The sequence below is a fragment of the Burkholderia stagnalis genome, assembly GCF_039848545.1.
In the GTDB taxonomy this organism is placed as follows: Bacteria; Pseudomonadota; Gammaproteobacteria; order Burkholderiales; family Burkholderiaceae; genus Burkholderia; species Burkholderia stagnalis.
Genome location: NZ_CP156686.1, coordinates 1431242 through 1454135, shown reverse-complemented (window position 1 = coordinate 1454135; position 22894 = coordinate 1431242). Strand labels below are relative to the sequence as shown.

At 69.5% G+C, this 22894-nt stretch carries 21 protein-coding genes and 1 pseudogene; 10 read left to right on the top strand and 12 right to left on the bottom strand.

What is annotated here, in order from left to right; genetic code table 11:
• Window position 1: 1 nt before the first annotated feature.
• Genes ABFO07_RS23210 through ABFO07_RS23195 form a run of 4 tightly spaced genes read right to left on the bottom strand, consistent with a single transcriptional unit; the run spans window position 2 to window position 3751 of the window.
• Complete coding sequence (locus ABFO07_RS23210; protein WP_347469633.1) at window positions 2–1156, bottom strand: ABC transporter permease; 1155 nt, start codon at window positions 1154–1156, stop codon at window positions 2–4.
• Window positions 1153–2103, bottom strand: coding sequence for an ABC transporter ATP-binding protein (locus tag ABFO07_RS23205; protein ID WP_059561095.1), 951 nt, complete (start codon window positions 2101–2103; stop codon window positions 1153–1155). The genes ABFO07_RS23210 and ABFO07_RS23205 overlap by 4 nt, the downstream gene beginning before the upstream one ends.
• Window positions 2100–3074 carry an HlyD family secretion protein gene (locus ABFO07_RS23200; RefSeq protein ID WP_375782266.1) on the bottom strand — a complete coding sequence of 325 codons (975 nt, stop codon included), beginning with the start codon at window positions 3072–3074 and terminating at the stop codon, window positions 2100–2102. Before ABFO07_RS23200 ends, ABFO07_RS23205 begins: the two co-directional genes overlap by 4 nt.
• Window positions 3068–3751, bottom strand: coding sequence for a TetR/AcrR family transcriptional regulator (locus ABFO07_RS23195; protein WP_059807866.1), 684 nt, complete (start codon window positions 3749–3751; stop codon window positions 3068–3070). Before ABFO07_RS23195 ends, ABFO07_RS23200 begins: the two co-directional genes overlap by 7 nt.
• 313 nt (window positions 3752–4064) lie before the next feature.
• Here ABFO07_RS23195 and ABFO07_RS23190 point away from each other — a divergent pair, with 313 nt between their 5' ends.
• On the top strand, window positions 4065–4814 hold the full coding sequence (locus tag ABFO07_RS23190) for a hypothetical protein (protein ID WP_347469632.1): 750 nt from the start codon (window positions 4065–4067) through the stop codon (window positions 4812–4814).
• 48 nt (window positions 4815–4862) lie between these two features.
• Here ABFO07_RS23190 and ABFO07_RS23185 read toward each other — a convergent pair.
• The 3 genes and pseudogenes from ABFO07_RS23185 to ABFO07_RS23175 all read right to left on the bottom strand — a co-directional run bounded on the left by ABFO07_RS23185 (window position 4863) and on the right by ABFO07_RS23175 (window position 7316).
• Window positions 4863–5291, bottom strand: a pseudogene (locus ABFO07_RS23185) (cupin domain-containing protein).
• A gap of 10 nt (window positions 5292–5301) precedes the next feature.
• A complete protein-coding gene (locus ABFO07_RS23180) occupies window positions 5302–5739 on the bottom strand; it encodes a carboxymuconolactone decarboxylase family protein (protein WP_059561082.1) in 438 nt (145 codons plus the stop codon).
• A gap of 116 nt (window positions 5740–5855) precedes the next feature.
• Window positions 5856–7316, bottom strand: coding sequence for a PLP-dependent aminotransferase family protein (locus tag ABFO07_RS23175; protein ID WP_124490557.1), 1461 nt, complete (start codon window positions 7314–7316; stop codon window positions 5856–5858).
• A 140-nt stretch (window positions 7317–7456) separates the two neighbouring features.
• Between ABFO07_RS23175 and ABFO07_RS23170 the strand changes: the two genes are divergently transcribed.
• Complete coding sequence (locus ABFO07_RS23170; RefSeq protein WP_059807861.1) at window positions 7457–8374, top strand: LysR family transcriptional regulator; 918 nt, start codon at window positions 7457–7459, stop codon at window positions 8372–8374.
• 125 nt (window positions 8375–8499) lie between these two features.
• Complete coding sequence (locus ABFO07_RS23165) at window positions 8500–9249, top strand: SDR family oxidoreductase (RefSeq protein WP_059883665.1); 750 nt, start codon at window positions 8500–8502, stop codon at window positions 9247–9249.
• A gap of 67 nt (window positions 9250–9316) precedes the next feature.
• Here the strand turns inward: ABFO07_RS23165 and ABFO07_RS23160 are convergent, their stop codons facing one another.
• A complete protein-coding gene (locus ABFO07_RS23160; protein WP_347469631.1) occupies window positions 9317–10954 on the bottom strand; it encodes a glycoside hydrolase family 32 protein in 1638 nt (545 codons plus the stop codon).
• Between the two features lie 143 nt (window positions 10955–11097).
• Window positions 11098–12657: a glycoside hydrolase family 68 protein gene (locus tag ABFO07_RS23155; RefSeq protein ID WP_347469630.1), complete on the bottom strand. Its 1560-nt coding sequence runs from the start codon at window positions 12655–12657 to the stop codon at window positions 11098–11100.
• 185 nt (window positions 12658–12842) lie between these two features.
• On the opposite strand from ABFO07_RS23155, the gene ABFO07_RS23150 reads away from it, so the two are divergent.
• The 6 genes from ABFO07_RS23150 (at window position 12843) to ABFO07_RS23125 (ending at window position 19065) form a co-directional block, all read left to right on the top strand.
• Window positions 12843–13862: a LacI family DNA-binding transcriptional regulator gene (locus tag ABFO07_RS23150; RefSeq protein WP_322231926.1), complete on the top strand. Its 1020-nt coding sequence runs from the start codon at window positions 12843–12845 to the stop codon at window positions 13860–13862.
• 281 nt (window positions 13863–14143) lie between these two features.
• Window positions 14144–15301, top strand: coding sequence for an iron-containing alcohol dehydrogenase (locus ABFO07_RS23145; protein WP_060149482.1), 1158 nt, complete (start codon window positions 14144–14146; stop codon window positions 15299–15301).
• A 55-nt stretch (window positions 15302–15356) separates the two neighbouring features.
• Complete coding sequence (locus ABFO07_RS23140; RefSeq protein WP_322231928.1) at window positions 15357–16043, top strand: type 1 glutamine amidotransferase domain-containing protein; 687 nt, start codon at window positions 15357–15359, stop codon at window positions 16041–16043.
• Between the two features lie 148 nt (window positions 16044–16191).
• The gene (locus ABFO07_RS23135; RefSeq protein WP_059807843.1) at window positions 16192–17301 is read left to right on the top strand and encodes an NADH:flavin oxidoreductase/NADH oxidase; all 1110 of its coding nucleotides are present in this window, start codon (window positions 16192–16194) and stop codon (window positions 17299–17301) included.
• 141 nt (window positions 17302–17442) lie between these two features.
• Window positions 17443–18513 (top strand): AI-2E family transporter, encoded by a 1071-nt coding sequence (locus ABFO07_RS23130; RefSeq protein WP_322231930.1) that lies wholly within the window; start codon window positions 17443–17445, stop codon window positions 18511–18513.
• 177 nt (window positions 18514–18690) lie between these two features.
• Window positions 18691–19065 (top strand): hypothetical protein, encoded by a 375-nt coding sequence (locus tag ABFO07_RS23125; RefSeq protein WP_322231982.1) that lies wholly within the window; start codon window positions 18691–18693, stop codon window positions 19063–19065.
• 18 nt (window positions 19066–19083) lie between these two features.
• Here the strand turns inward: ABFO07_RS23125 and ABFO07_RS23120 are convergent, their stop codons facing one another.
• Window positions 19084–19878 (bottom strand): SDR family NAD(P)-dependent oxidoreductase, encoded by a 795-nt coding sequence (locus ABFO07_RS23120; RefSeq protein ID WP_059807838.1) that lies wholly within the window; start codon window positions 19876–19878, stop codon window positions 19084–19086.
• Between the two features lie 206 nt (window positions 19879–20084).
• Here ABFO07_RS23120 and ABFO07_RS23115 point away from each other — a divergent pair, with 206 nt between their 5' ends.
• A complete protein-coding gene (locus ABFO07_RS23115; RefSeq protein ID WP_430733081.1) occupies window positions 20085–20912 on the top strand; it encodes an AraC family transcriptional regulator in 828 nt (275 codons plus the stop codon).
• Between the two features lie 85 nt (window positions 20913–20997).
• Here the strand turns inward: ABFO07_RS23115 and ABFO07_RS23110 are convergent, their stop codons facing one another.
• Both ABFO07_RS23110 and ABFO07_RS23105 read right to left on the bottom strand, forming a co-directional pair.
• Window positions 20998–22227 (bottom strand): cytochrome P450, encoded by a 1230-nt coding sequence (locus tag ABFO07_RS23110; RefSeq protein ID WP_185633571.1) that lies wholly within the window; start codon window positions 22225–22227, stop codon window positions 20998–21000.
• Complete coding sequence (locus tag ABFO07_RS23105) at window positions 22214–22633, bottom strand: VOC family protein (RefSeq protein ID WP_059566654.1); 420 nt, start codon at window positions 22631–22633, stop codon at window positions 22214–22216. Before ABFO07_RS23105 ends, ABFO07_RS23110 begins: the two co-directional genes overlap by 14 nt.
• Between the last annotated feature and the right edge of the window lie 261 nt (window positions 22634–22894).

Below are 22894 nucleotides of genomic sequence, written 5' to 3'. Positions count from 1 at the left end.
CCTAGTCCAGCGTGCGCCGGTAGAAGCGCAGCGCGACGGCCATCACGATCACGGTGAACACGGCGACCGGCCACACCGACGGCCACAGGTCGGCCCAGCCGTTGCCCTTGAGCAGGATGCCGCGCACGAGGCGGTTGAAGTAGGTGAGCGGCAGCAGGTTGCCGACGAACTGCGCCCATTTCGGCATCCCCGCGAACGGGAACATGAAGCCCGACAGCAGGATGTTCGGCAGGAAGTAGAACACCGCGAGCTGCATCGCCTGCAACTGGTTCTGCGCGAGCGACGACAGCGTGATGCCGACCGTCAGGTTCGCGGCGATGAACAGCAGCGCGGACAGGTAGATCGCGAGCACGCCGCCGACGAACGGCACCTGGAACACGAAGCGTGCCGCCACGAGGATGATCGACACCTGGATCAGCCCGATGAACACGTACGGCACGATCTTGCCCGTCATCACCTCGAGCGGCAGCACGGGCGTCGCGAGCAGGTTCTCCATCGTGCCGCGCTCGCGTTCGCGCGTGATCGCGAGGCCCGTCATCATCACCATCGTCATCGTCAGGATGACGCCCATCAACCCCGGCACGACGTTGTACTGCGTGATGCCCTCGGGGTTGTACAGGCGATGCAGCCGCACGTCGAACGCGGCCGGGCGGCCGTTCAGGCGCGCGAGCGGGCCGGTCAGGTCCTTGTCCGCGACCGGCTGCACGAGGCCCGACAGCGCCGCGATGGCCGACGCAGTCGCGACGGGATCGGTCGCATCGGCCTCGACGAGCAGCGAAGGTCGTTCCCCGCGCAGCAGCCGGCGCGAGAAATCGGCAGGAATGCTCAGCACGAACAACACGTCGCCACGCGCGAGCGCATGCCGGCCGGTCGCCTCGTCGGGCAGCGTCGCGACGACGTCGAAGTAGGCGGAGTTGCGCATCCCGGCGACGAAGCTGCGCGCAAACGGGCTCGAATCCGCGACGATCACCGCGGTCGGCAGGTGCTTCGGGTCGGTGTTGATCGCGAAGCCGAACAGCGTGAGCTGGATGATCGGCACGCCGACGATCATCGCGAACGTCACGCGGTCGCGGCGCAGCTGCAGGAACTCCTTCAGCACGATGCTCCACCAGCGCGCGAGCGAGAACGACACATGCCACCAGGACGGCGTGTTCATGACCGCGCGCCTCCGGACAGGCCGGCCGCGTGGCGTCCCATCATGAAGATGAACACGTCCTCGAGGCCGGTGTCGATCGGCGCGGCTCCAAGCGCCGCGTCGGCGGCGACCTGCGCGACGCTCGCGTCGAGCGCGCGGCGGTCGCGGCCGCTCACGTGCAGCGCGGTGCCGAACACGACCGTCTGGTCGACGCCCGGCATCGTGCGCAGCCGCGCGGACAGCTCGGTCAGGTGCTCGCCGGTGATCGCCCAGGTCGCGAGCCCCTGCGACGCGACGATCTCCGCCGACGTGCCCTGCGCGAGCAGCGCGCCGTCCGCGATGTACGCGAGCTTGTGGCAGCGCTCGGCCTCGTCCATGTAGTGCGTGCTGACGAGCACCGAGATGCCCTGCGCGGCGAGCCGGTGCAGCTCTTCCCAGAAATCGCGGCGCGCGGCCGGATCGACGCCGGCGGTCGGCTCGTCGAGCAGCAGCAGTTCCGGGCCGTGCAGCATGCATGCGGCGAGCGCGAGGCGCTGTTTCCAGCCGCCCGACAGCGCGCCGGTGAGCTGGCTCGCGCGGTTCGTCAGGCCGAGGCCGTCGAGCGCGCGTTCGACGGCCGCCTTGCGGTCGGGCATTTGGTAGACGCGCGCGACGAAGTCGAGATTCTCGCGGATCGACAGGTCTTCCCAGTACGAGAAACGCTGCGTCATGTAGCCGACGCGGCGCTTGATCTGCGCGCTGTCGCGCACGATGTCGTAGCCGACGCAGGTGCCGCTGCCCGAATCGGGCGTGAGCAGCCCGCACATCATCCGGATCGACGTCGTCTTGCCGCTGCCGTTCGGCCCGAGGAAGCCGAAGATCTCGCCGCGCGCGACGCGCAGCGACACGTCCTTTACCACGTGCTTGTCGCCGAAACGCTTGTTCAGCTTGTCGACGTCGATCGCGTACGGGGCGCCCGGGGCGTTCATGGCAGCCTCACGGCGACCGGCTGGCCCGGATGCAGCTTCGGCGCGTCGGCGGCGGCCGGCCGGGCCTCGACCATGAACACGAGCTTCGTGCGGCTTTCGTTGCTGTAGATGACGGGCGGCGTGTATTCGGCCTCGCTCGACACGTAGGTGATGCGCGCGGGCACGCCGGCCGCGCAGCCGTCGCACCGGATCTCGACCGCGCGGCCGGGCGCGAGCGCCGCGACGGCGGCCTCGGGCACGAAGAAGCGCACCTTCACGTTCTGCGGCGGCAGCATCTGCACGACCGGGCTGCCGGCCTGCACCCATTCGCCGAGCCGGTACAGCGTGTCGTAGACGCGCCCGGCCGCCGGCGCGGCGACGCGCTTCTGGTCGAGCTTCCATTGCGCCTCGGCAACCGCCGCCTGCGCGGCATCGACCTGCGCGGCCTGCGCGGCGACCTGCTGCGCGCGGCCGGGCAGGCGCGCGACGTCGACCTGGCTTTGCAGCTCGCGCACCTGGGCGGCGCTCGTCTGCGCGGCCGCGCGCGAATCGTCGAGCTGCTGCTTCGCGATGCCGCCGGCCTGGTACTGCCGCTCGTCGCGCGCCAGTTGCTCGGCGGCCTTGCGGGCCTGCGCGGCGGCCTGCGCGAGCTGCGCCTTCGCGACGTTCACTTCCGGCGGCCGCTTGCCGGTGCGCAGGTCCGCGAGCTGCGCCTGCGCGGCGGCGAACTGGTGCTGCGCCTGCTGCAGCGCGGCCGTTTCGTTGACGGCTTCGAGCGCGAACGCGGGCGCGTTCGCGGCGACCGTCTGGCCGCGCTGCACCGCGAGCTGCGTGAGCGTGCCCGATTGCGACGACGACAGGTAGACGAATTCGCCTTCGACGTAGCCCTGGTAGGTCGGGCGCTCATCGGCGCGTGGCTTGCAGCCGGCGGCGAGCGCGATGGCTGCGGCGGCGAGCGCGAACGATGCGGCGGCGCGCTTCGTCGTCACGATCGCCTCCTGGCTGCACGGGCGGGCGGCGGGGGCTGCATTCCGAAGCCGAGCAGCGCGCCGACGTGCCGCTGCAGCCCGTCGCGATCGATCGGCGGCATCCCGCGCGCGCCGCGCCACAGCTTCGCGGTGGCGAGCGGCAGCATCACGAGCGCGATGATCGACTGGAACAGCAGCGCCGGTTCGAGCGCGGGATTCACGATGCCCGCCTGCTGCGCGCGCCGGATGCGCTCGGCGAAGCGGCCGATTTGCTCGAGCGGAATCCGCTTGACCATCCGTTCGCGCAGCAGCCCGCCTTCGTTGACGATCTCGCGCAGCCACAGCGACGGCAGCCACGGCATCCGGGCGGTCACGTCGAAGAAGCGCGCGACGAGTTCGCCGACGAGCGCGAACGGGTCGTTCTCGACCTGTGGCTCGGTTGGTTGCCAGACGAACGCGATCACCTGCGCGAGACGTTCCTCGACGATCGCGTCGAGGAGTTGTTCGCGATTCGTGAAGTAGTAGTGGACCATCGCCGACGTGACGCCGGCAGCTTGCGCGATCTGCGCGACCGTCGTGGCCGCGATGCCGCGCTCGGCGAACAGCGCGGTCGCGACGTCGAGCATGTGGTTGCGCAGGTCGAAATCGTCCACCGACGGGCGGCGCCCGCGCGGTTTCGGTGCGGTGGATTTCGCGTTCATGCAGTCGACGCTAATTGACGGGTTAGTTAATTTCAAGGAAGGGTTTTCGACGAAGTGGACGGGTGTCAGGCGCGGCGCGAATGGCGGCGCGGGTGGGCGGGCCGAAGGCCGTATGGTGCGGGGCGGCGCGATGCGGAAATGAAGGGAGCAGCTATAGAAACGCGGGGAGGGCGAATGCTTGTATCCGAGGAGACGGACGGCCACCAGATCGAGACGCATCGACACCTTCAAGCCGGACGCATCGCCATATCATTGGCTCGCAACAGCCAAGCGCCGTCCGAGCGCACGAACAGCATTTTTTTCCGAGGGAACAATGACGACAAAGCACACGACAGGGTGGCCGATGGCGGTTCTTGCCGCCATGATTCTGGCCGGCTGCGGAGGCGGCGACGATTCGCCTGCTCCGGCCGCGGCGACCGGCAGCGCGAGCCCGACGCCGACGTCGAATCTCGAATGCGATCCGGTCTATCAGCCGGGCGATACCGTGAAGCTGCACGTGTATCTGCAGGCGTCGCCGCAAGGCCAGATCGTCGACAACGGCATCTACACGCGGACTTACGCGCCGGCGACATTCCAGGGCGTCTCGCTGACGCAGCAGGCCGAAACCACGCCCGGGTCGCCGATCCAGACCAATCGCTACTATCTGGTCGGCAACGGCGCGCGCACGTACTACGGCGGGGAGGTCGTCAGTGCAGGCGCGCTGGTGCTGCGGGACGTGAATTCACCGCCGTATGCGGAGACGATCGGGCTCTCGGGGAGCGAGTCGGCGAATTACATGGATACGCCGGTCGCGCCGGCCGCCGGGGCCTCGACGAGCGTGTCGATCGACCGTGCATACGTCGCGCGTGAATCGGTGACCCTCAAGAATGGCAAGGTCTTCAACAACACCTGCCACTATCACGCGACGGAGAAGCTGACCGGTCCGGCGATGACGAGCACGACGATCGCCGACGACTGGCTGGCCCCGGGCGTCGGCCTGGTCAAGTCGGTCGCCAGCAACGGCGGGGGGCAGGTCGTGACGCGCGAACTGGACTCGGCGACGGTCGGCGGCACGACCTTCTGAAGCGGCGGACCGGCTGGCCGCCCCGGCCACCGGCTCCGCGCAGGGCCGCTAGTGTTCCAGCGGCGACTTCAGCGGATCGTGCTCGCCCGTCAGCCCGAACACGACGATCTGCGCTGGCGCGGAAGCGCTCCCGTTGCGCGACACGAGGTGCCGCGAGCCGGGCGGCTCGTACCAGCCTTCGCCTGCGCGATAGCGGCGCAGCGGGCCGTCGTTGACATGCGACAGCACCTCGCCCTTCGACACGACCGCAAACACCGAGCCGAGATGCCGATGCGGCTCGGACGCCTAGCCGGGCGCATAGTCGACCGTCGCGACCACCGCCAGCTTGCCGGGCGCTTCCGGCACGGCCTGCTTCATGACCGGCCGGACGTTGTCGCTGCCTGCGTTGCCGTCGTGCGCATGCGCGGCTGTTGCGACAACGCCCAGCGCGAGCGCGACGCACGCGGCGGCGGCGCGCAGATACATGCTGCGGGTCATCGCCGCCTCCTCACTCGGGCATCTTGCGGAACGCGATCGCGAAGCGATTCCACGAATTGATCGTCGCGATGAGCATCGACAGGTCGAACAGCTCTTCGTCGCTGAAATGCGGCTTCACGGCTTCCCAGACGGCGTCCGGCACGTGGTTGTCCGCGACCAGCGTCAGCGCTTCGGTCCATTCCAGCGCCGCGCGCTCGCGGTCGGTAAAGAACGGCGTTTCGCGCCACACGACGACGGTCGCGAGACGGCGCTCGGTTTCGCCGCCCTTGCGCGCGTCGGTGGTGTGCATGTCGACGCAGAATGCGCAGCCGTTGATCTGCGATGCGCGCAGGCGCACGAGTTCGGCGAGCGGCTTCTCGATTGCGCTTTTGGCCAGGAATTCCTCGGCGGCGCGCATCGCCTTGATCGCGTTCGGGCTGGCGGTATAGAAGTTCAGGCGCGGTTGCATGGCAGGTCCTCGTTCGGTTGATGCGCACGGTGGCGCGACAGGACCCAGATTAATGACCGCGCTGGCCTTCCGGAATGACCAATTTCAGGTATATCGAGGTAACCAGTGGCGCGGCGTCAGACACCCGCCCGCAGCAGCGCGGCGAGCCGGGCGAGCGCCGTATCGATGCGCGTCGCGTCGATGCCGCCATAGCCGAACAGCAAGCCCGCCTCGCGCGGCACGTCGACATGGAAGGCCGAGAGGCCGTACAGCCCAAGGTCGTGCGCGCGCGCCGCGTCGACCAGCGCGGCCTCGTCGAGGCCCGGCCTGAGGCGTGCGGCGAGGTGGATTCCCGCCACCGGCACGATCGCGTCGAACCACGGCGCGAGGCCGCCGCGCAGGTGCGCGAGCAGCACCTTGCGGCGCGCGTCGTAGTGCTTCTGCACGCGGCGCAGGTGCCGCGCGAAATCGCCGTCGAGCATGAAGCGCGCGAGCGCGGCCTGCGTCAGCGTGCAGCTGTGCCAGTCGACGACCTGCTTCGCCTTCGCGAGCGCCGCGTGCAGCGCGCGGGGCGGGATCGCGTAGCCGATCCGCAGCTCGGGGAAGATCGTCTTCGAGAACGTGCCGACGTACGCGACGAGGCCCGCGCGGTCGAGGCTCTTCAGCGATTCCATCGGCCGGCCCTCGAAGCGGAATTCGCCGTCGTAGTCGTCCTCGATCACGACCGCGCGCCGCCGCTGCGCCCATTCGAGCAGCGCGACGCGCCGCTCGAGGCTCATCGGCATGCCGAGCGGGAACTGGTGCGACGGCGTCACGTAGACGAGCCGCGCGTCGTCGGGCAGCCGGTCGACGACGAGCCCGTGCGCGTCCACCGGCACGCTGGCCACCGTCGCGCCGAGCGATGCGAACGCGGCGCGCGCCGGCGGGTAGCCGGGATCTTCCACCGCGACCACGTCGCCGGGCCGCACGACGACGCGCGCGAGCACGTCGAGCGCCTGCTGCGCGCCTTGCGTGACGATCACGTCCTGCCAGTTGCAGGCAACCGCGCGGCTGAACGCGACGTAGCGCGCGATCGCGAGCCGCAGCTGCTGGTCGCCGGCCGGGTCGTGATACTGGCCGGGGCCGCGCGCCTGCAGGCGCAGCGCGTGATGCAGGCAGCGGCGCCACGCGTCGAACGGGAACAGCGTCTTGTCGGTCACGCCGCCGCGGAAGTCGAAGCCGGCTCCGGGCAGCGGTTCCGGCATGGCCAGCGCGTCGGGCAGGTCGGTCCACACGGTGCGGATGTCCGGCGCATCGGCGGGGCGGGCTTCCGCGGCGATCGCCGGCGTCGCCGCCGCCGGCCCGTGCGGCACGCGCGCGAGGCCGTCGGCGACGAACGTGCCGTCGCCGCGCCGCGTCCACAGGTAGCCTTCGGCGACGAGCTGCTCGAACGCGTCGAGCGTCGTCTTGCGCGACACGCCGAGCTGCGTGGCGAGATCGCGGGTGGACGGCAGCCGCGCGCCGCCCGCGAGGCGTCCGTCGACGATCGCGGTGCGCAGCTGGCGAAAGATTTGCCCCGTCAGGTCGTGACGGCCTTCGATGTGGATCGCGATGTCCATCGCGGTGGTTACCTCGGGTTTGGGGATTTCGCCGGAATCGGGATACCGCGAGTATGACGCGTGAATCGCCGCGCCGGGGTTGAACCGCCGCGCCCGGCGGCCTTACGATGCACGTCAATCCCCGGACCCGGAGCGTGGCCATGTTGTCAGAAGAAGAACTCGCGCTGCTCGATGCGATTCGCGCGACCGGCAGCCTGTCGCGCGCGGCGGCGCGCCTCGGCAAGGCGCCGTCGACGGTGTCGCACGCGGCGCGCCAGCTCGAGGCGCGGTTCGATGCGCTGCTGTTCGACCGGCGCCGCTACCGGCTGCAGCTCACGCCGGCCGGCCAGTTGCTGGCCGACGAGGCCGCGCGCCTGATGCTGGACGTCGCGCGGCTCACGCAGCGGGTGCGGCAGATCGCGAACGGCTGGGAGGACCGGCTGTGGATCGTCAGCGACGAGCTGCTCGAATTCGACTCGATGATGCCGGTGATCCGCGCGTTCGACGCGCTCGAATCGGGGGTGTCGCTGCGCTTCACGCACGAGGTGCTCGGCGGCACCTGGGAAGCGCTGCGCGACGGCCGCGCCGACCTGATCGTCGGCGCGACCAACGAGCCGCCGGCGATTCCAGGGCTGAAGTGGTTCGAGCTGGGCGCGCTCGACTGGGTGTTCGCGGTGTCGCCGCGCCATCCGCTCGCGGCGGCGCGCGGCCCGCTCACGCGCGACGCGATCGGCGCGCATCGCGCGGTGGTGGTCGCCGATTCGTCGCGCAGCGCGGCAGGCCGCGTATACGGCGTGCTGGGCGGGCAGCCGGTGCTGGCCGTGCCGTCGATGCGCGCGAAGATCCTCGCGCAGCGCGATGCGCTCGGCGTCGGCTGGGTGCCGCGGCGGCGCGCCGCGACGCTGCTCGCGCGCGGCGAACTGGTCGAGATGCCGGCCGCCGATCCGCGCGAGCCGAATGTCCTGTACGTCGGGTGGCACGGCGATCGCGAAGGCCGGGCGCTGCAATGGTGGCTCGACCGGCTGCGCGAGCCGCGCCTCGCGCAGCGGCTGCTCGACGGGATCGACGTGCTGCCGTAACGTACCGCGAGTACCGCGAACGTTCGACGATTTCGAACGTGTTCATCACGCGCGCGGCACGGCAGCGCGCGGCTTCACGCGCACCATGCAGTCACGGTCATTCACCGGAATCACTGGAGAACATCATGGAACGTTTCACCGGCAAGACAGTGCTCGTCACGGGCGGCACCAGCGGCATCGGCCTCGCGGCCGCACAGGCATTCGCGTCCGAAGGCGCGCGCGTGATCATGACGGGCCGCGATGCGGACGCGCTCGCTGCGGCGCAGCGCACGCTCGGCGGCGACGCGCTCGCGATCCGCAACGAAACGGGCAGCGTCGCGGCGGCGCGCGAGCTTGCGAGCGCGATCGCCGCCGCGGGCGCGCGGCTCGACGCGGTATTCGTCAACGCGGGCGTGGCGAAGCTCGCACCGTTCGCGGACATCGACGAGGCGCTGTGGGACCAGGTCTTCGATACCAACGTGAAGGGCGCGTATTTCCAGATCCAGTCGCTCGTGCCGCTGCTGAACCGCGGCGCGTCGATCGTGATCAACGGCTCGATCAATGCGCATATCGGGATGCCCGGTTCGTCGCTCTACGCGGCGAGCAAGGCCGCGGTGAATTCGTTCGCGAAGACGCTGTCGACGGAACTGCTGCCGAACGGCGTGCGCGTGAACGTCGTCAGCCCGGGGCCCGTGCAGACGCCGCTGTACGGCAAGCTCGGGCTCGACGCCGCGACGCTCGAGGCGACCGCCGACAAGATCAAGGGCCTCGTGCCGATCGGCCGGTTCGGCACCCCGGAGGAAATCGCGTCGACCGTGCTGCACCTGAGCGCGCCGGAGTCCGCGTTCATCGTCGGCGCGGAAATCATCGCGTCGGGCGGGATGGGGCTGCTTTGAGCGGACGGCGGCGCGGGGGCTGCCGCCCCGCGCGCCGCACGCCCCGCGCGCGATCCGGCCCGCGACGCTAGCGTTCGCGGCAAGCGGGGCCGGCGCCGCCCGGCTCCGCGAGGTGCGTCACCGTCAGCCCGCCGAACGTCGCGCGGCCATGCTCGGCGAATACCGCGATCCGGTCGGCGTCGCGGGGCGGGAAGACGAGGTCGGTGATTGCGGCGCGGCCGTGGCCGGCGAACACCTCGACCGAGCCGCGATCGACGACGATCTCGAGCGGCAGGCGCCCGTCGACGAGCGGCAGGTTCACGATGTGCTGCCGGCTGAACGCGTTCGAGAAACCCGACTCGCCCGATGCCGAGCGGTCGAGCGTCAGCGTCCGCTGCGCGGTGTCGTAGACGATCCGCGTGCCGATCGCGCCATCCGCCGAGCGCCGCACGACGATTCCCGCGCGCGCGGCGGTTTGCGGCGCGAGCGTCAGCGTGATGCGCTGCACCGTGCCGCGCGTCGCGGCCGGCAGTTCGCGCAGCGCCGACGCGACGCCCACGTCGCCGAGATGCGTCGCGGGCCGCCCGTCGGCCCACGCGGTGAACGCCGGCGCCGGCGTGACGACGAGCCGCGGTTCGCCGTCGATCGTCTTCAGCGCGAACGCGCGCGGCAGCGTCATCGCGCCGCGCCACGGCGCGGTGGGCGCTTGCGCCGCGTAATCCCAGTTGCTCATCCACGCGATCGCGACGGGCCGCGCGCCGGGCGCGCCCGAGAACGTGCCGGCCGCATAGAAATCGGCGCCGTGATCGACCCATTGGAATTGCGCGGGATCCGAGCCGGCCGGCGCGACCCGGTCGGGCTTGAAGGTGCGGCCGTCGAACGCGCCGACGAAGGCCATCGCGCCCGAGCCGCCCGCGATCGACCACGGATTGACGTTGACGATCATCACCCATTTGGTCCGGCGCGGATCGTCGTCGAGCGGCAGCGGCACGAGGTCGGGCATCTCCCACAGCGCGCCGTCATGCGGCACGCCGGGCAGCGTGAAGTCGCTGAGGAAATCCCAGTGGATCAGGTCGTTCGAGCGGTACAGCTTCACGACCTGCGCGTCGGCGACGACGGTCGTCATCAGCCAGTAGCCGCCCGGCGCGTACCACGACACCTTCGGGTCGCGGAACTGCTTCGATTCCGGATCGAGCGTGAGCACCGGGTTGTGCGCGTACGGCTGCCAGGTCGCGCCGTGGTCGAGGCTGTACGCGAGCGACTGCGCCTGCGTGCCGGGCGCGTGCCCTGAACCGGCCTTGTAGACGCTCGTATACAGCGCGACCAGCGGCGCCTGGCCCGGCGCGCCGAGGCCGGACGTGTTGCGGGTGTCGGCGACGATCGAGCCGGAGAAGATCTCCTCGGTGGCGTTCGCGCGCATCGCGACCGGCTGCTCGCGCCAGTGGACGAGGTCGGTGCTGGTCGCGTGGCCCCAGGACATGTTGCCCCAGTCGTTGCCGGCCGGATTGAACTGATAGAACAGGTGATAGCGGCCGTTCTCGTAGACGAGGCCGTTCGGATCGTTCATCCAGTGGCGCTGCGGCGTGTAATGGAGCGCGGGCCGCCACTGCGGCGTGCCGTCGGCGGCGGGCGCGGGGCACGGCGGGGCCGATGCGTGCGCGTTCGCGGCACATGCCAGAAGCAGCGCCGCCGCGCGGAACGTAAAGCTTGCGGACGGAAATTTCATGCGTGCAGCCGTGCTTCGGCGGGCGAAGCGGAAAGAAGGCGGGGAAGCGCGCGCCGCGCGATCCGGAGAGGGCGCGGCGCGCGGGTTGACCGAAGGGTGACGCACGCGCGCACGGGACACGCCCGAGGCGCGCGCGGCCGCCGTCAGTGGCCGGGGCCCTGCGCGGGCAGGTTCGCGGGGATGTCGCCGTAGCCGCCGAGCCCGCCGCGGCCGTACTGGCGGTCCACCGCCGTCGACGTGCCGTTGATGTTGATCTTCACCGTCGGCGCGAGCGTGCCGCCGCGGCGCGGGCCGATCGCGTCGATGAACGACTCGACGAGCCCGCCCGGCATCACGAAGTGCGAATACGACTGGAATTCGCGCGGGTTCTGGTTCGGATCCTGCGCGTACGGCGCGCCGGCCGGCGCCGTGAAGTCGGTCGGGTTGCCGAGCACGAGGCCGCCGCCGTTCAGCGGCAGGTAGTCGCTGCGGATGCCGTTGCCGACGAAGCCGTACACGCCGTCCGGGCCGTCGACGCCCGCCGCCATCGTCGTGCGGTGGCTGATCGTGAACAGGTAGTACTTGCCGTCCTTCAGGTAGATCTGCGGGCGCTCGGTCTGGTCGTCCACGCAGTTCGCCGACAGGATCGGCGGCAGGAACTTCCATTCGGTGAGCTGCGGGTTCGTCGCGACCGCGAGGCCGACATTGGCCTTTTGATACACTGCGCCCGAATTCATCACCGCGTTGAGGTCTTCCCGGTACGGGTCGTTCGGCGCGTAGCCGAGGTCGGCTTCGGTGCAGGTGCGCGCGCCGCGCGGGCCGCCCGTGTTGCCCTCGAACACCATGTAGGTCTTGCCCGGGTGCGCCGGATCGGTGAACACGAACGGATCGCGGAACGAGAAGTAGGTGTTCTGCTGGCCCGTCTGGTAATAGTTGCCGTCCGGCTGCAGCAGCGCCTTGTGATCGTCGAAGCCGCTGAACCACACGTGCTTGTCGTCGGCATGGATGTGGCCGTCGGCGCGCGTGATGATCGCCTGCGGCGGCGTGATGTCGGCGCCGCCGGGCGCCGAGCGGTTGAACGACGTCGCGGTGTAGTAGAGGCTCACGTTGCCGCCGTTCGTGAGGCGCGCCGAGCCCGACCATTCGGCGTTGTTGGTCATCGGCGCGGTGCCGAACACCTTGGCGCTCGCGCCGTCCGGGAACAGATGGCCGCCCCAGGTCCAGCCGCCGTTGGCCGGCCGCTGCGCCGCCGGGATGCCCGCGCGGCGGTAGAAGAAGCCGATCCGCGCATGCACGTGGCGGTCGTCGAACGTATAGCCGGCATGCGGATCGGCGGTGAGCGAGAAGATCACCTCCCAGCCCTTGTAGCTGAGCTGGTTCGCGCGCAGGTCGGCGAGCGGCCACGTGTCCCATACCCACACGTCCGGGTTGATCAGCGGGAAGTCCTGCGGGATGTTCGGCATCGACAGGGCCTGCGGCAGCGAATTCCGGTCGGCGCCGGGCGTATGCGACTGCGCGACGATCTGGCGGATGTCGGCGCGCGTCCAGCGCATCGTGAAATTGCCTTCGGGGTCGTAGGCCTGCTGCGTATGCGGCGTGGGCGCGGGGGCGCCGGCGGCCTGCGCGTGCGCCGCGGTCGTGCCGGCCGCGAAGGCGGCCAGTGCGCCGCCAGCGAGCAGCAAACGTTTGCACGGGAGCGAACGGAAAAGGGGAAAGTATGTCATCTCGGCGTTGTCTCGAAATTGGGTGAACGGGAACGTCTGAGGGTGGCATCGATGTCCAAACCGGTTTGGATGCTATTTCAAACCGGTTTGGACGTCAAAAGATATTTATTTGACGGTAATGCTTACCAGGTGGAAATAATTGCCCGGAAAGACCGGTTCGGTCGGGCGGCACCAGACTGCGAGGAATGACGGTGAAGGTGAATCTGAAGGCGCTATCGGATGCGCTCGGGCTGTCGCGCACGACGGTCAGCCGTGCGCTGAACGGCTATGACGACGTGAGCGAGGCGACCCGCGAGCGGGTGATGCGGGCGGCGCGCGAGATGGGCTACGTCGCGGATCCGACCGCGCGCCGTCTCGCGACCGGCCGGGCGGACGCGATCGGGATCGTCTATCCGTTCGGCGCCGGCGATCTCGGGGATCCGCGCTTCGGCGAAGTCGTGGCGGGGATTACCGAGCGGCTGGCCGAGCGCAACCTGGATTTCATCATCGTGTCGGCGCGGCCGAACGCCGAGCTGGACAGCTACCGGCGGCTGGTCGACGGCAAGCTGGTCGACGGGCTGATCGTCGCGCGCACGCTGGTCGACGATCCGCGCATCGCGTTCCTGCAATCGCGGGGGTTTCCGTATGTCGCCTACGGGCGCACCCGGCAGGCCGAGCCGTACGCGTGGTTCGACTTCGACAACGAGGCCGGCGCGAAGGCGGCCGTAAAGCGGCTGATCGGGTTCGGCCACCGGCGCATCGCGATGATCAGCGCGCCGCTCACGCTGAACTTCGCCGCGCAGCGGCGCGCCGGTTTCGAAGCGGCGCTGCGCGAGGCCGGCATCGCGCCCGATCCGGCCTTGCTGGTCGAGTGCCCGTTCACGCGCGACGGCGGGCTGCAGGCGGCCCAGGCGCTGCTTGCGCAGCCCGCGCCGCCGAGCGCGGTGCTCGTCGACAACAACATCGCTGGCGGCGGCGCATTTCGCGCGATCGCCGCCAGCGGGCGGCGCCTGGGCGAGGACCTGTCGCTGATCGTCTACGACGGGGTGCCCGCGGACATTGCGCATCCGCATCGCGTGACCGCGATCGCGCAGCCGACCGGGCACGCGTCCGGGCGCTCGATCGCGGAGCTGATGCTCGGCATGATCGACGGCGGCGTGCGCGGCGAGCGGCTGGAAATGCCGGTGATCGACGCGGGCGATACCGACGGGCCGGCGCGCGCGTGACGGGGCGCGACGGCGGGGCGCGGGGGCGGCGTGGCCCGCGTCGGTCGCCCGGCCGCCCGCAATCGTGAGACGAAATCCACGTCGACCGTAAGGTCGAATCCCGATCTCTAGACGACTGGTCTAATAACCGTCTATCATCGCATCCCATGAGCGCTACGGCGACGGTCGGCAGGCTGCCGGCCGGGCCATCATGGCGCTCGGTCGGTTGGCGCAATGCGCGACATCGTCGCGTTTTTTTATCGCCGCTGACTAGACGACTGGTCTATTAGATTGAGGATGGCATGCAGAATTTCGACTACGCGAACCCGACCCGCATCGTATTCGGCGACGGCACGATCGCCCGCCTCGCCGACCTCGTGCCGGCCGACGCGCGCGTGCTGGTGCTCTACGGCGGCGCGAGCGCGGAGAAGAACGGCACGCTCGGCGAGGTGCGCGCCGCGCTCACGGGCCGCCACGTCGCGTCGTTCGGCGGCATCGAGCCGAACCCGTCGTACGAGACGCTGATGGAGGCCGTGGCGCTGGTGCGCCGCGACCGCCTCGACTTCCTGCTGGCGGTGGGCGGCGGCTCGGTGATCGACGGCACCAAGTTCGTCGCGGCGGCGGGGCGCTACGACGGCGAGCCGTGGCGGATTCTCGAGACGCACGGCGCGGACGTGCGCGACGCGCTGCCGCTCGGCAGCGTGCTGACGCTGCCCGCGACGGGCTCGGAGATGAACAACGGCGGCGTGATCACCCGCAAGGCGCTCGGCGCGAAGCTCGCGTTTCGCAGCCCGCACACGTTCCCGCGTTTTTCGGTGCTCGACCCGGTGAAGACCTACACGCTGCCGCCGCGCCAGATCGCGAACGGAATCGTGGATGCATTCGTGCACGTCGTGGAGCAATATCTGACGTATCCGGCCGGCGGTCTCGCGCAGGACCGCTTCGCCGAAGGGCTGCTGCAAACCTTGATCGAAATCGGCCCGAAGGCGCTTGCTCAGCCGCACGATTACACGGTGCGCGCGAACCTGATGTGGGTCGCGACGCTCGCGCTGAACGGCCTGATCGGCGCCGGCGTGCCGCAGGACTGGGCGACGCACATGGTCGGGCACGAACTGACCGCCCGCTACGACATCGACCATGCGCGCACGCTGGCGATCGTGCTGCCGTCGATGCTGGCGGTGCGCCGCGACGCGAAGCGCGACAAGCTGCTGCAGTATGCCGCGCGGGTCTGGGGCCTGACCGGCGGCAGCGACGACGCGCGCATCGACGCGGCGATCGAGCGAACCCGTGCGTTTTTCGACAGTCTCGACGTGAAGACGCGCCTGGCCGACTACGGGATCGGCGCGGACGCGATCGACGGGCTCGTCGCGCAGCTCGACGCGCACGGGATGACGGCGCTCGGCGAGCACGGCGACGTGACGCTCGACGTCAGCCGCCGCGTGCTCGAAGCGAGCCTCTGAACCGGGCCGGGCGCCGCACGGCCCCGTTTCAACCCTTTCTGAGGAGTAACCGATCATGAAGATTCTGGTTGTCCTGACTTCGCACGACACCCTCGGCGACACCGGCAGGAAGACCGGCTTCTGGCTCGAGGAGCTGGCCGCCCCGTACTACGCGTTCAAGGACGCGGGCGCCGAACTGACGCTCGTATCGCCGAACGGCGGCCAGCCGCCGCTCGACCCGAAGAGCAGCGATCCGTCCGCGCAGACCGACGCCACCCGCCGTTTCGACGCGGACCCTGCCGCGAAGGCGCAGCTCGCCGCCACGGGCAAGCTCGTCGATGTGTCGCCCGACCACTACGACGCCGTGTTCTACCCGGGCGGCCATGGCCCGCTGTGGGATCTCGCCGAGGATCTGCATTCGATCTCGCTGATCGAGCGCACGCTCGGCGCCGGCAAGCCGGTCGCGCTCGTGTGCCATGCGCCGGGCGTGCTGCGCCACGTGAAGGACCCGCGGACGGCCGAATCGGTCGTGCGCGGCAAGCGCGTGACGGGCTTCACGAACAGCGAGGAAGCCGCCGTCGGGCTGACCGAAGTCGTGCCGTTCCTCGTGCAGGACATGCTCGAGACCAACGGCGCGCGCTTCGAGCACGGCCCCGACTGGGCGCCGTACGTCGTGGCCGACGGGCTGCTGATCACCGGCCAGAACCCGGCGTCGTCGGCGCCGGCGGCCGACGCGCTGCTCGGGATCCTCAAGCGCGCGTAACCGCCGCGCGGCGCCGATCGCGCCGGCGCCGCCCTGTCACCCGTCCGCCGGTTCGCGCCGGCGGGCGCATCGAATCGTTCCACCGCGCCGCGTGCGCGGCGGGCCGAGTTGTCGCTTTGCTTTGCAGAACCAACCAAAGGAGTCGTGGATGTCTGCCTTGTTCGAACCGTTCAAACTGAAGGATGTCACGCTGCGCAACCGCATCGCGGTGCCGCCGATGTGCCAGTACGTCGCCGAAGACGGCGTCGCCAACGACTGGCATCACGTGCACCTCGCCGGCATCGCGCGCGGCGGCGCGGGCCTCGTGATCGCCGAGGCGACCGCCGTGTCGCCGGAAGGCCGCATCACGCCCGGCTGCACCGGGTTGTGGAACGATGCGCAGGCCGCCGCGTTCGCGCCGTCGGTCGCCGCGATCAAGGCGGCCGGCGCGGTGCCCGGCATCCAGCTCGCGCACGCGGGCCGCAAGGCGAGCGCGAACCGGCCGTGGGAAGGCGACGACCACATCGCCGACGGCGACCCGCGCGGCTGGCAGACGATCGCGCCGTCGGCGGTGCCGTTCGGCGCGCACCTGCCGAAGGTGCCGCGCGCGATGACGCGCGACGACATCGCCCGCGTGCAGGCCGATTTCGTCGCGGCGGCCAAGCGTGCGCGCGACATCGGCTTCGAATGGCTCGAACTGCATTTCGCGCACGGCTATCTCGGCCAGAGCTTCTTCTCGGTGCACGCGAACCAGCGTGACGACGAATACGGCGGCTCGGCCGAGAATCGCGGCCGCTTCCTCGTCGAGACGCTCGCGGCGGTCCGCAAGGTGTGGCCCGAGCACCTGCCGCTCACGGCGCGCTTTGGTGTGATCGAATACGACGGCCGCGACGACGAGACGCTCGCCGAATCGATCGCGCTCACGCAGCGCCTGAAGGCCGAAGGGCTCGACATGCTGAGCGTGTCGGTCGGCTTCTCGACGCCCGACGCGCAGATTCCGTGGGGCCCGGCGTTCCTCGCGCCGGTGGCCGAGCGCGTGCGCCGCGAGGCGGGGCTGCCGGTGGCGTCCGCGTGGGGCATCGACACGCCGCAGCTCGCCGAGCGCGTCGTCGCCGACCAGCAGCTTGACCTGGTGATGGTCGGCCGCGCGCATCTGGCCGATCCGCACTGGCCGTACTACGCGGCGAAGCAGCTCGGCGTCGAACGGCCGTCGTGGACGCTGCCCGCGTCGTACGCGCACTGGCTCGAGCGCTACAAGGTCGCCGCGAAGGCGGCCTGACGCGAACGCCGGCCGGCCCGCCGCACGAACGCGGCGCGGCCGGCCCGCCGGATCGTATCCCGGCCCCGATAGAATGGCGGTTCACGCAGGCTTCGGCCTGCCGAACCGCCATTTTTCTTTCAACGACCGGGCAGAGGGGCCATGGGTGCAAACGTTCCGCCGTCATCCGATTCCACCATGCGGCCGAGCGCGCAGCAGATCGCTCGCGCGCTGTTGTATGCCGGGCTGCTGGCGCTCGCGCTGTGGGTGATCCGCGCGTTCATCCCGGCGATTGCGTGGGCCTGCGTGATCGCGATCGCGCTATGGCCGCTGCTGAAGCGCTTCGAGTCGCACCGGCTGTTCCGCGAGCGGCCGACCGTCGTCGCGACGGTGATGACGGCCGCGGTGTCGCTGCTCGTCGTGCTGCCGGTCGCGATCGCGCTGATCCAGGCGATCGGGCAGGCGCACGACCTGCGCGAGTGGCTGCGCACGATCCAGGACAACGGCATTCCGGTGCCCGACGTCGTCGGCCGGCTGCCGTTCGGCGCGGCGCAGGCCAGCGCATGGTGGCAGGCGCATCTCGGCCATCCGCTGCATGCGTCGGCCGCGATGAAGGGCGTCAACGGCGAAACCTTCCTCGCGTTCGGGCGGCAGTTCGGCTCGAAGCTCGCGCGTGCGGTGCTCGAATTCGGCTTCATGCTGGTCACACTGTTCGTGATCCTGCGCGCGGGCCACAAGCTGTCAGGGGCATTGCTGCAAGGCGCGCAGCGGGCGTTCGGCCGCAACGGCGCGCAGCTGATCGAGCGGATGGCGGCCGCCGTGCACGGCACGGTGACGGGCCTCGTCGTCGTCGGGCTCGGCGAAGGCGCGCTGCTCGGCGTCGCCTATGTGCTCGCGGGTGTGCCGCACGCGGCGCTGCTCGGGCTCGTCACGGCGATCGCCGCGATGCTGCCGTTCTGCGCGCCGATCGTGTTCTGCGGCGCGGCGCTGTGGCTGTTCGTGCAGGGCGCGACCGCGTGGGCGGTGGCGGTCGCCGTGACCGGCTTCGTCGTCGTGTTCGTCGCCGAGCACTTCGTGCGGCCAGTGCTGATCGGCAGCGCCGCGCGGCTGCCGTTCCTGCTCGTGCTGTTCGGCATCCTCGGCGGCGCCGAGACGTTCGGCCTGCTCGGGCTGTTCATCGGCCCCGCGCTGATGACGGTGCTGACGATGCTGTGGACCGAGTGGGTCGCATGACGGCGGCCGCGCCCAAGGGGTTCCCGAAAGGTTTCTTCACGTTTTTCACAAGCGGGAAGCCTGAATGGACGTGGATTCTTGCACGGCGCTCTACAAATCTTTTCGATCCGGCCCCGGAGGTCGAGTAGCATGGGGGCTTTTCAACGCGGCTGCCCGGCGCAGCAGATCTACCCCAGCATGCGATTGATCCCGATGTCCCGGCCCGCGGCGGCGCTGTCCCTGGCGGCGAGCTGCCTGATGATGAGCGGTTGCGCGTGGTTCGACTGGATGATGCCCTTTTCGTATTCGCGCCTGTCGGTGCCGAAGGCGGCCGCCGCGCGCGGCGCGACGCGCGCCGACATCGTCCGCGCGGGCGGCAACCCGCGCAGCGTATGGATGGTCCGCAACGGCAGCGGTGTCTGCTACAACTACCAGCTCGACCACGGCGACCAGCATCGGCCGTACTTCGTCGTGTTCGACCCGGCGGGCGCCGTCACGCGCCACGGCTTCGAGACCTGCATCGACGCGGACCGCAAGGGGCTGCTGCAGACGCAGAAGGTCGGCAAGCGATAGCGCGCCGCGCCGTCGCCGCTAGGCGATCGTATCGACCACGCCGCCGTCCACGCGCAACGCGGCGCCCGTCGTCGCGGATGCCTGCGGTGAGCACACATACACCACCAGGTTCGCCACCTCCGCCGGCGTCGCCGGCCGCTGGATGATCGAGCTCGCGCGATGGGTGCGCACGAAATCCACCGCGACCTCGTCGATGCTGCGGCCGGATTCGTCGGCGCTTTTCTTCAGCAGCGTGCGCACGCCCTCCGACAGCGTCGGCCCCGGCAGCACCGAATTGACGGTCACCCGGCTGCCGGCCGCGAGCTTCGCGAGCCCGCGCGCGATCGACAGCTGCGCGGTTTTCGTGAAGCCGTAATGGATCATGTCGACCGGAATGTTCAGGCCCGATTCCGACGAGATGAACACGACGCGCCCCCAGTTGCGTTCGAGCATGCCCCGCATGTAATGCCGCGAGAGCCGCACGCCGGACATCACGTTCATCTGGAAGTAATGCGCCCATTCGGCATCGTCGATGTCGAAGAACTGCTTCAGCCCATAGACGCCCGCGTTGTTGACGAGGATGTCGGCCTGCGGCGCCGCGCGCGTGATGCGGGCCACGCCGTCGGCGTCCGACAGGTCCGCGGCGATGCCCTCGACGGCCGCGTCCGGCGCGGCGGTGCGCAGGTGCGCGAGCGCGGACTGCACCGACGCTTCGCTGCGTCCGTTGACGACGATGCGCGCGCCGGCGCGCGCGAGCCCTTCGGCGATCGCCAGCCCGATGCCGGCGGTGGAGGCGGTCACGACCGCGGTCTTCCCATTCAGATCGATGTGCATACGTGTGAGCAGCGGTGGTTGGACGGGAGCCGCCGGACGGACGCGGCGGCCGGAATTCCAAGCTTAGGCGAATCCGCGCGAATCGCCAGCGCGGCAGCTCAGCTTAGTTCAGTTCAGTTGCTTCGGGCCACGCGCTCTTGTACGGTATGCGTTTGCCGCATTTCCCCCCGGGAGCCCGTCGCGTGAGCCGTTCCGTCAAACCCGCCATGCCGTCGCCGTTCTGGCGCGACGCCGCGCTGCCGTTCATCGAGGCGCGCACCGTCGACGACGGGCGCACGATCTGCTACGCGAAGCATACGCACGACACGTTCTCGCTCGGCGCGGTGGTCGGCGGCACCAGCACCTACCTGAACGGCGCGACGCAGCAGCGGATCGGGCAGGGCGCGCTCGTGATCATCGACCCCGCGCAGGTGCACGCGTGCAACCCGTACGGGCCCGATGCGTGGGCCTACCGGATGGTGTATGTCGACGTGGCGTGGCTCGTGCGGCTGCAGCACACGCTCGGCCGCAGCCCGAACGCGGATTTTCACGGCTTTTCGCAGACGTTGACGGATCGGCGCGACCTGTTCGCGCAGTTTGGCGGCTTCTACCGCACACTGGTCGCGCGCGGCGGCGAGCCGCTCGGCAAGGAGAGCGCGGCGGTCGACTTCTTCACGCATCTGCACGACGCGCTCGATCCGGCCGCGCCGCGCGCGCGGTGCGCGGCCGACAATGCGAAGCTCGCGCGCGCGGCCGACTACATCGCCGCGCACTGCCGTCAGGCGGTCACGCTCGACGCGATCTGCGCGGCGGCCGACTTGTCGCCGTCGTACTTGATCCGCGCCTTCAACGCGCGCTACGGGATGACGCCGCATGCGTTCCTGATCGACCGCCGCGTGCAGTACGGCCGCGCCGAGCTGCGCCGCGGGCGGCCGATCGCGGACGTCGCGCTCGATGCGGGCTTCGCCGATCAGGCGCATTTCCAGCGCGCGTTCCGGCGGATCGCGGCCGCGACGCCGGGGCAATATCGCGGCGCGGCGGGTCGCGCGCAGTGATCGCTATGCCGTGATTGCGTCGGGACATGCGGCTGCGCCGAACCTGTTCCTTCGGTATGGATTGCGCTCGACTGCCAGTGCTTCGTCAACTCGCGCCCACAACGGTGAGGGAGGTGCGTCCTCGAAAGCCGAGATTGCTGTTGAATACCGTCGGTGCGTTAGTGTCGCGGGTCAGCGATGGAAAATGCCGAAGGATTGCGCTGAGCGCTTCTCCGGCGATGACGCGGACCGCAGGGTCGCCAAGGCAATAGTGAGTGCCGTGGCCGAAGGCAAGATGGCGGGCATCGCCGCGCATCAGGTCGAATCGATCGGGGTTGCGATAGTGTGCGGAATCGCGGTGCGCTGAAGCCACGTAGCACAACACGGCCTGTCCTTCGCGCATTCGGCAGCTATCCCAGACGAAGTCCTCTCTGACAAGCCGGCCGACGAATTGAACCGGTGTGTCGTAGCGAAGCGTTTCCTCGACAAGCGCGCCCACGAGATCCGGGTTCCGGTGAAGGAGGGGCAACTGATCCGGGAAGTGCTGCAGCGCGGCGACGGCATTGCCGACTAGGTAGGCAGTGGGTTCGATTGCCGCGAACAGGAGCATGACGGCCTGTGCCACGGCCTCGCGACGTCCAGGCCGGTAGCCGTCGACCTCGACGGCCATCAGGTCGTCCAGTACCGAGCCGCCGGTGCCGTGCACGGCGCGGTCGTCGAGATAGGACAGCAGGGCCAGCGCGCTGCGCCTGATACGACGCATCTCGTCCAGCGGCAGATTGGTCGACCCGTAAAGACGTGCGATGTCGTCCGACCATGACTTCAACTGAATGGCGTCGGCGCGCGGCACGCCAAGCAACTCGGCCAGAACGAGGGCAGGCAGTGGGGCGGCCAGCTCCGTCACGACATCGATTCGATCCTGCTCATTGCGCTCGCGCAGCAACCCGTCGACGATGCGGCGCACAGCGGGCCGAAGTTGCTCGGGCATGAGTCGTCCCATCGCCTTATGGGCCTGCCGACGCATTTGCATATGACGATGAAACTCATTGAACGCGATCCAGTCGTCGAAGACGGAGAACATGTCCTCGAACTCGTGCCGCGCCGCTTCCGGCAGTCCAGCCACGGGCAATCGCGCGCGGGACGCGGACAAGCGCGGGTCGCGCAGCAATTCGCAAGCGTCGCGGTAGGCGAACATGAGCCATGCGCCGCCGAAGAGGTGGTCGGCGCGATAGCGGCGCATGTGCTGCCGCATGTAGGCATAAAACGGATAGGGATCCGCAATGAATGCGGCATCATTGTGCTCGAATACCCGCGGATCGAATTCAACGGCGCGCATGCGCATTCGGCCGGTTGGCAGGGGTCGTGATGTGCAGCGGGTTTCCGTCGGGGTCTTCGACGACGGACATCACCTTTCCCCACGGCTGCGGCTGGACCTCTTTGACGATCCTGACGCCGGCACGCCGCAGCTTTTCGATTGCGGCTTCGGTGTCTTCCACGTACAGGCACAATTCGCCCTTCGGGCCCGCCGGCGGCGGCAGCATGCGCTGCTGGAAGTAACCTGCGGCCACGAAGGTCCAGAGGCCCAGTCGTTTACCGGCAAGCTCGAGGGTCACATACTCGGGATCCGCGCCTTCCTCTTCCGGGAACCTGTAGGCTTCCTTAAATTCGAGCAACTCGGTATAGAACTTCAACGAACGCTTCAGATCGGCAACGTAGAAAATCGGGAACATATCGAAGTACATGAATGACAATCTCCGGTTGCGGTCGAACTCGCGTCGTCACGATTGCCGCGCAATCCCGTGCGTCGCGGAAGCAATGCGGTCTGGCCGCGCGATACACGGAACTGCGTCAAGGAACCATTCACGCGCAAGAGACACTTGCCGACGCGTGGCCCTATTCGCTCGGAAAAGCGGGTCTGGCGTGCTATTGATCTGATTCGTCCATTTTCGGTCGAGCCGGTTTGGCGTTCATCTTGATTCGAGGCCGCCGATGCCAATGTCAGA

Excerpts from the sequence above, each read along its gene's own strand:
- ABFO07_RS23210 (WP_347469633.1), bottom strand. The coding sequence starts at position 1,156 with ATGAACACGCCGTCCTGGTGGCATGTGTCGTTCTCGCTCGCGCGCTGG.
- ABFO07_RS23205 (WP_059561095.1), bottom strand. The coding sequence starts at position 2,103 with ATGAACGCCCCGGGCGCCCCGTACGCGATCGACGTCGACAAGCTGAAC.
- ABFO07_RS23195 (WP_059807866.1), bottom strand. The coding sequence starts at position 3,751 with ATGAACGCGAAATCCACCGCACCGAAACCGCGCGGGCGCCGCCCGTCG.
- ABFO07_RS23190 (WP_347469632.1), top strand. The coding sequence starts at position 4,065 with ATGACGACAAAGCACACGACAGGGTGGCCGATGGCGGTTCTTGCCGCC.
- ABFO07_RS23180 (WP_059561082.1), bottom strand. The coding sequence starts at position 5,739 with ATGCAACCGCGCCTGAACTTCTATACCGCCAGCCCGAACGCGATCAAG.
- ABFO07_RS23175 (WP_124490557.1), bottom strand. The coding sequence starts at position 7,316 with ATGGACATCGCGATCCACATCGAAGGCCGTCACGACCTGACGGGGCAA.
- ABFO07_RS23170 (WP_059807861.1), top strand. The coding sequence starts at position 7,457 with ATGTTGTCAGAAGAAGAACTCGCGCTGCTCGATGCGATTCGCGCGACC.
- ABFO07_RS23165 (WP_059883665.1), top strand. The coding sequence starts at position 8,500 with ATGGAACGTTTCACCGGCAAGACAGTGCTCGTCACGGGCGGCACCAGC.
- ABFO07_RS23160 (WP_347469631.1), bottom strand. The coding sequence starts at position 10,954 with ATGAAATTTCCGTCCGCAAGCTTTACGTTCCGCGCGGCGGCGCTGCTT.
- ABFO07_RS23155 (WP_347469630.1), bottom strand. The coding sequence starts at position 12,657 with ATGACATACTTTCCCCTTTTCCGTTCGCTCCCGTGCAAACGTTTGCTG.
- ABFO07_RS23150 (WP_322231926.1), top strand. The coding sequence starts at position 12,843 with ATGACGGTGAAGGTGAATCTGAAGGCGCTATCGGATGCGCTCGGGCTG.
- ABFO07_RS23145 (WP_060149482.1), top strand. The coding sequence starts at position 14,144 with ATGCAGAATTTCGACTACGCGAACCCGACCCGCATCGTATTCGGCGAC.
- ABFO07_RS23140 (WP_322231928.1), top strand. The coding sequence starts at position 15,357 with ATGAAGATTCTGGTTGTCCTGACTTCGCACGACACCCTCGGCGACACC.
- ABFO07_RS23135 (WP_059807843.1), top strand. The coding sequence starts at position 16,192 with ATGTCTGCCTTGTTCGAACCGTTCAAACTGAAGGATGTCACGCTGCGC.
- ABFO07_RS23130 (WP_322231930.1), top strand. The coding sequence starts at position 17,443 with ATGGGTGCAAACGTTCCGCCGTCATCCGATTCCACCATGCGGCCGAGC.
- ABFO07_RS23125 (WP_322231982.1), top strand. The coding sequence starts at position 18,691 with ATGCGATTGATCCCGATGTCCCGGCCCGCGGCGGCGCTGTCCCTGGCG.
- ABFO07_RS23120 (WP_059807838.1), bottom strand. The coding sequence starts at position 19,878 with ATGCACATCGATCTGAATGGGAAGACCGCGGTCGTGACCGCCTCCACC.
- ABFO07_RS23115 (WP_430733081.1), top strand. The coding sequence starts at position 20,085 with ATGCCGTCGCCGTTCTGGCGCGACGCCGCGCTGCCGTTCATCGAGGCG.
- ABFO07_RS23110 (WP_185633571.1), bottom strand. The coding sequence starts at position 22,227 with ATGCGCGCCGTTGAATTCGATCCGCGGGTATTCGAGCACAATGATGCC.
- ABFO07_RS23105 (WP_059566654.1), bottom strand. The coding sequence starts at position 22,633 with ATGTACTTCGATATGTTCCCGATTTTCTACGTTGCCGATCTGAAGCGT.